This is a genomic window from Bifidobacterium sp. A11 (assembly GCF_000499185.1).
Lineage (GTDB): Bacteria > Actinomycetota > Actinomycetes > Actinomycetales > Bifidobacteriaceae > Bombiscardovia > Bombiscardovia mizhiensis.
In genome coordinates this window covers 1-6,424 of sequence record NZ_AWUO01000022.1, presented here as the reverse complement: position 1 = coordinate 6,424, position 6,424 = coordinate 1, and the positions used below count along the sequence as shown (strand labels likewise).

Below are 6,424 nucleotides of genomic sequence, written 5' to 3'. Positions count from 1 at the left end.
CCTGCCCAAGGATTTCACCTACGTGCAGATCAGCGCCGGAGGCGATAATTCGCTGGCCGTGGGCAGCGACGGCAACGCCTACGCCTGGGGAAACAACTACTATGGCCAGCTCGGCAACAACACCACCAGCAATTTGTCTGTTCCTGTGCACGTGCGTGACCCCGCCAGCCCCACCGATGCGAGCAAAGGACTGCAAGCCACACAGGTAAGCGCCGGATACTCTCATTCGCTGGCCCTGGACAGCGACGGGAACGCCTACGCATGGGGATACAACCGCTACGGCCAGCTCGGCAACGGCACCACCAGCCCATCGACTGTTCCTGTGCCGGTGTCGTTCAACCTGCAGCTGGTGATCACCGGCGTCAGATTCGACAGCAATGCCGGCACGAACCTGACGCGCGGCGACGGCAACAGCGTGACTGTGCTCACGCCCGCGCACCAGCCGGGCACGGTCACGGTCAGCGTGGACTACACGCTGGGCGGCGCACCCCAAACGCCGGACACCTCCCTCCGATACACGTACCTGCCCGCAGGCGTGCTCCCCAAGGCCGGAGGGGAGGGCATCCTGCTCGCCCTCACCACGGGCATGACCGGCATGGGCGGGGTGCTGGCCTCACGCCGTCACCGCAGGGAACAACACCAACTGCTTCACGCTTCGCACGAGTAAGAGCGGCCGGGCGGCGTATCAATCCCCCCGCCCCCGGCCCACATAGGGGGAGCAGGGAGGAACGTGTCACTGAAGGTTCAAACCCCAAGAGAGCCGACACTTCCCTCCCGCGCCCCCACCACACTTCTGCAGGCGGAAGCCGAGGGCAGGCATGCACGCCCCCGCCTCCGCCCGGGAGAGGAGGAAACACGGCCAGGCCGGCCAAGAGACTCAGCAGCCTCCAGCCAGCCTGGCCGCTGTTCACTCATTCCATTATGTGCCCCCACGTAAGCCAGTTCGATATCTTTGGCAAAGTCGCTTTCAGATCAAGCTGATACCAAAACACGTGACCAGACTCACATTGTTCTTGCGTCTTGTCCTAGGAACCATACAGGTACTGATGCCCCGCTTCTGAATTACTTGGTTTCCTATGATTACCGATCATCTTGCCTCTTTCTGTCCTGCAGGATTGGTAAAAATCAGCTCCGTTACGACGCCGAGTCCATTACGACTGGCCGGGTTTGCGAAAAGCAAGATTCAGCCGCCTTCTTGCGTTACCATGAAAACCCCTTCGGCACTTCGGCACTCCTGCGGTCTCAATAGGCCGTATGTAAAGGACGGAAGTGCGCAAAAGAAGGTCTAATATACGGGATTAGAGGAGGCCGATTGGCTGGTATGGAGGTGATGGACCATATCACGCCATCCAATACCTTTCGCTTCCCGCAGCACCAACCGGTGGCTACAAGCCGCCCTGTTAGGATGTTGAGGATCAGCCATGCATTTCACAGTAGACAACCTTGAACAGGTATTTCCCCTGTCAGAATTCATAGCCGATTCCTTCGGTCCTATGGCCGAGATTGTTGTGCATGACATCACCCGCCCGGAGAATTCCATCGTCTTCATCCGCAACGGACAGCTCTCCGGACGCTCCCTGGGCGACGGGATTACGGACCAGACGCTCCAGCTGGCCACACGGGCCGACCAGGACGGGGCCGACTTCGTCTCCGACTACCGTGGGCGCCGCCTGAACAAGCACGAGTTCCGCGTCTCCTCCTACCTGATCCGCAACCAGGAGCAGACCGTCATTGGTCTGCTCTGCATCAGCATCAACATCACCGAGCTGCAACAGGCCGCCCATGTGCTGCAGACCCTGTCCTCGATCGACTCCGACGATGTGCAGATCTCCACGGAGACCTCGCGCAGCCACATGAGCGAGGAGCCCGCGGAGAACATCCGTAGGATCACCAGGGATGAGGTCCGCCAGTTCAACATCCCCATGGACAAGCTGACCAAGCAGGACAGGCTGGACATCATCCGCAACATCAAGGACCGGGGCATCTTCCTCATCAAGGGCGCGGTAGGCATCGTAGCCCCCGAGCTCAAGATTTCGATTCCCACCCTTTACCGGTACCTGCAGGCCCTCAAATAGGGCCGGAAAAGTAAAACCTCCGGCGGCAGGAGAGGGGGGTATATTTCTGTGCCGCCGGAGGAGCTTTACAGCACGGCCGCCGCCACTGGCGACAACCGGAACGTGGCCACACACACAGACCACGCAAGTATTTCATAGGTAAAACGGGGAGACCACAGTTTCCTCAAGCTGCGGTGCATTGCAGATTCAGCCAGGCTAGTTACGTGCCCTCATTGGCCTAGGCCTTTCTTCATGCTATCACCTCTTCAAGGATGCATCAGGTACTCCCGTTTCTGGCAGGTCCCCCGACCTGTTGCTAAGAGCAAATTATCACAAGGTCCCGGACATGCTCAACACCCTGTTCGCTATCCGCCATGACAACCGGCATGGCAAGCGTCAGCTGGTGCGCAATTCAGCGGATACGGGCACTGTAAGTGAGCATGAAGAGCAAACCTCGTTTGTATTGGTAACAATAATTTATTACCTAAATTCCTGCAGAAGGAATCATTAGTCGGGGATCACGAGGGAATACGATCACTGATAATTGAGAAGATTTGTAGTCATCAATTACTGACTGAAAACTGTCTCTAGATGGAAGATAGGGGAGAGGTAGAAGATCCAGGTGGGCGATGCAGGAATCGAACCTGCGACCCCTTCGGTGTGAACGAAGTGCGCTAGCCGCTGCGCCAATCGCCCGGATTGGGAAAGACCACCGAAGTGATCCTCGTGGGCGATACTGGATTCGAACCAGTGACCCCTTCCGTGTCAGGGAAGTGCGCTACCTCTGCGCCAACCGCCCGGGTCATTCTCGTTTCGAGAGAGAGGTGGGTACGAGAGTCGAACTCGTCTATACGGCTTTGCAGGCCGCTGCCTAACCGCTTGGCTAACCCACCGTATTGGTTAAACTGCTCGAAACCTCGAGCGGGCAACGGGACTCGGACCCGCGGTCTCGACCTTGGCAAGGTCGCGCTTTACCAACTAAGCTATGCCCGCACTTTCAACTTTCACCGTGGTGGTGACTGCCGAAGCACGTTGCACTACTGTAGCGTAGACCCCCGCACTTGGCAAAAAGCGCGTGTCGCCGCGTCATAGAGCCACCCTCCGCTGATGGCAAAGCCGCCAAATACAAGGCTTCCTACCGGTAGGGTGAGAGGTATGAGTGAAGAAGCCAGGCAGCACTGCACCATGGTGGCCGCCTTCGATGGCTGGAACGATGCGTGCTCAGCCTCGACCAACGTCATCCGCCACCTGTTGAACGTCTACGAGTCCCACGAGATCGGCAGCATTCCGGGCGATGGGTTCTATGACTACCAGATGTCACGGCCCATGCTCTGCCATGTGCAGGGTAGGCGGCGGATCATCTGGCCCTCCACCAAGATCTACCGGGTGCAGATTGATGACACCCACACCCTGCTGCTGGAGATGGGCCCGGAGCCCAACTACCACTGGAGCGACTTCTGCCGGCGCAGCATCCACTGGGCCGAAGACGACGAGGCCGAGGCCATCATCACCCTGGGCGCCATGTTCGCCGACTGCCCCCACACCAGGCCCCTGCCCATCGACGACCTGGCCGGCGACCAGCCCAAGACCGACACCGACGGCCATTCCGGCCCCATAGGCATCCCCACCGTTCTGGATGCCCTGGCCACCCAGGACGGCTACAGCACCGAGTCCATCTGGGTCTCCGTGCCCCAGTACCTGGGCAGCGACGAGTGCGCCCAGGGCACCCTGCAGCTGCTGCAGAGGCTCTCGGCCATGCTTGGCGTTCACCTTGACGAGGGGGAGCTGCCCCGCAAGGCCGCCGAGTGGAAGGCCCAGGCCGGCATGCTGCTGCGCTGCAACGACGACCTGGCCAACTACGTCCACCGTCTGGAGATGGATGTCGACCAGGCCCAGGTGGACGAGCCAGCCGCCGAAGAGCTGGTCCGTGAGGCCGAGGATTATCTGCGCTCCATGGGCAACAAAGGCCCCTCCTTGTCTGAGTGACGACCTAGGCTGTGGCACGATAACCATGTCCAGCCTGCACCCTGTAACGCGGGCTCCGATAGCAAGGACGGCATTCATGACACAGTCGAGCATCTCCATCATCGTCAAGGGCGAACGGAAGGAGGTGGCGGCGGATCAGACTGGCGTCCAGCTTTTTGCTGACGACAAGGACATCATCGCCGTCGACCTCAACGGGCAGCCACGCGACCTCTACACACCCCTGCACGAGGGCGACAAGGTCGAGCCCATCACGCTGGAGAGCGACCAGGGACTGGCCATCATGCGGCACTCGGCCACCCACGTCATGGCCCAGGCCGTCCAGGAGATCCGTCCGGACGCCAAGTTGGGCATCGGCCCGGTCATCAAGGACGGCTTCTACTACGACTTCGACGTGGACAAGCCCTTCACCCCCGACGACCTCAAGCAGATTGAGCAGCGGATGAAGCGGATCATCAAGTCCTCCCAGAGCTTCCGCCGGCGCGTGGTCACCGAGGAGGAGGCCCGCAAGGAGGAGGCCGACCAGCCCTACAAGCTGGAGTTGATCGGGGCCAAGGAGGCCGAGATCAACAGCGAGGAGGCCACCGAGGTGGCCACCGGCGGCGAGCTGACCATGTATGACAACCTGGACCGTGAGGGCAACACGGTCTGGAAGGACCTCTGCCGGGGCCCACACCTGCCCAACACCCGCTACATCCGCTGCTTCAAGCTCATGCGCACGGCTGCCGCCTACTGGCGTGGGGACGAGAAGAACCCTATGCTCCAGCGCATCTACGGCACCGCCTGGGCCAACAAGGACGACATGAAGGCCTACACCGCCCGTCTGGAGGAGGCCGCCCGCCGCGACCACCGCAAGCTGGGCGCCGAGATGGACCTCTTCTCCTTCCCGGACGAGATCGGCCCCGGCCTGCCCGTCTTCCACCCCAAGGGCGCGGCCATCATCAACGCCATGGAGGACTACTCCCGGCAGATGCACCGGCGCAACGGCTACTCCTTCGTGCAGACCCCACACATCACCAAGGGCCACCTTTACGAGATTTCGGGCCACCTGCAGTGGTACAAGGACGGCATGTACCCGCCCATGCACCTGGACGAGGAGAAGGATGCCAACGGCAAGGTGACCCGCCAGGGCTTCGACTACTACCTGAAGCCCATGAACTGCCCCATGCACAACCTGATCTTCAAGTCCCGCCAGCGCTCCTACAAGGAGCTGCCCCTGCGGCTGTTCGAGTTCGGCACCGTCTACCGCTACGAGAAGTCCGGCGAGGTCCACGGCCTGACCCGCGTGCGCGGTCTGACCCAGGACGACTCCCACATCTACTGCACCCGGGACCAGATGAAGGGTGAGCTGACCAACCTGCTCCAGTTCGTGCTCAAGGTGCTCAAGGACTTCGGCCTCAACGACTTCTACCTGGAGTTGTCCACCAAGGATCCCAACAAGTTCGTCGGCTCCGACGAGGTCTGGGAGGAGGCCACCAACACCCTGGCTGAGGTGGCCAAGGACTCCGGCCTGGAACTGGTTGACGACCCCGAGGGCGCCGCCTTCTACGGACCCAAGATCTCCGTGCAGGCCCGGGACGCCATCGGGCGCACCTGGCAGGTCTCCACCATTCAGCTGGACTTCAACCTGCCTGAGCGCTTCCAGCTGGAGTACATCGCCGCCGACGGCTCCCACCAGCGGCCGGTCATGATCCACCGGGCCCTCTTCGGCTCCATTGAGCGCTTCTTCGCCATCCTGCTGGAGCATTACGCCGGGGCCTTCCCGGCCTGGCTCGCCCCGGTCCAGGTGCAGGCCGTGCCCGTGGCCGACGAGTTCGCCCCCCATCTGGAGCACCTGCTGGACCAGCTGCGCGACGACATGATCCGCTGCGAGATCGACCGCTCCGATGACCGCTTCGGCAAGAAGATCCGCAACGCGGCCAAGTCCAAGGCCCCCTTCATCCTGATCGCCGGCGAGGAGGACGTCTCCAAGAACGCGGTCTCCTTCCGCTTCCGCGATGGCAGCCAGCTCAATGGGGTGCCCGTGGAGCAGGCTCGCGCCTGGATCAACGAGGCCATCAAGGTCCGCGCCCAGATCAACTCGGCTGACGACTTCCGAGCGAACACCTCCTGCAGTCAGGACTGACCAATGTTCGAGCATCTACGGCGCCCCTGGAAGCGCATCATCGCCCCCATCGCCCGCGGCCTGGTTCGTCTGGGCGTGAGCGCCAACGGTGTCACCATCAGCGGAGCCGTAGGCACCACCCTGGTTGCCATCGTGACCGGGTTCACCGGCTGGCTCCTGCCCGGGGCCATCGTCCTGGCCATCCTGGTGGCCTTCGACTCCCTGGATGGTTCCGTGGCCGCTCTGACCGGCGGTGGCACCCAGTTCGGGGGCTTCCTGGACT

General features: G+C 61.6%; 5 protein-coding genes and 4 tRNA genes. 5 read left to right on the top strand and 4 right to left on the bottom strand.

The window, feature by feature from the left end; all coding sequences use genetic code 11:
• The coding region (locus P273_RS0109045; RefSeq protein ID WP_024628115.1) for a hypothetical protein at nt 1-667 on the top strand (667 nt) is incomplete at its 5' end.
• Between the two features lie 754 nt (nt 668-1,421).
• Nucleotides 1,422-2,075: a transcriptional regulator gene (locus P273_RS0109040; protein ID WP_024628114.1), complete on the top strand. Its 654-nt coding sequence runs from the start codon at nt 1,422-1,424 to the stop codon at nt 2,073-2,075.
• Nucleotides 2,076-2,677: 602 nt separating this feature from the next.
• Here the strand turns inward: P273_RS0109040 and P273_RS0109035 are convergent.
• The 4 genes from P273_RS0109035 to P273_RS0109020 form a co-directional block, all read right to left on the bottom strand.
• Nucleotides 2,678-2,750, bottom strand: a tRNA-Val gene (locus P273_RS0109035).
• A 31-nt stretch (nt 2,751-2,781) separates the two neighbouring features.
• A tRNA-Val gene (locus P273_RS0109030) sits at nt 2,782-2,853 on the bottom strand.
• A gap of 23 nt (nt 2,854-2,876) precedes the next feature.
• Nucleotides 2,877-2,947 (bottom strand) — tRNA-Cys (locus P273_RS0109025).
• A gap of 27 nt (nt 2,948-2,974) precedes the next feature.
• A tRNA-Gly gene (locus P273_RS0109020) sits at nt 2,975-3,047 on the bottom strand.
• Nucleotides 3,048-3,209: 162 nt separating this feature from the next.
• Between P273_RS0109020 and P273_RS0109015 the strand changes: the two genes are divergently transcribed.
• From P273_RS0109015 to P273_RS0109005, 3 genes are all read left to right on the top strand, one after another.
• Nucleotides 3,210-4,040: a PAC2 family protein gene (locus P273_RS0109015; protein WP_024628113.1), complete on the top strand. Its 831-nt coding sequence runs from the start codon at nt 3,210-3,212 to the stop codon at nt 4,038-4,040.
• A 76-nt stretch (nt 4,041-4,116) separates the two neighbouring features.
• Nucleotides 4,117-6,162: a threonine--tRNA ligase gene (gene thrS / locus P273_RS0109010; protein ID WP_024628112.1), complete on the top strand. Its 2,046-nt coding sequence runs from the start codon at nt 4,117-4,119 to the stop codon at nt 6,160-6,162.
• 3 nt (nt 6,163-6,165) lie between these two features.
• Nucleotides 6,166-6,424, top strand: a 259-nt coding sequence (locus P273_RS0109005; protein ID WP_024628111.1) for a CDP-alcohol phosphatidyltransferase family protein, incomplete at its 3' end; no start/stop codon positions are given.

Excerpts from the sequence above, each read along its gene's own strand:
- thrS (WP_024628112.1), top strand. The coding sequence starts at position 4,117 with ATGACACAGTCGAGCATCTCCATCATCGTCAAGGGCGAACGGAAGGAG.
- P273_RS0109015 (WP_024628113.1), top strand. The coding sequence starts at position 3,210 with ATGAGTGAAGAAGCCAGGCAGCACTGCACCATGGTGGCCGCCTTCGAT.
- P273_RS0109040 (WP_024628114.1), top strand. The coding sequence starts at position 1,422 with ATGCATTTCACAGTAGACAACCTTGAACAGGTATTTCCCCTGTCAGAA.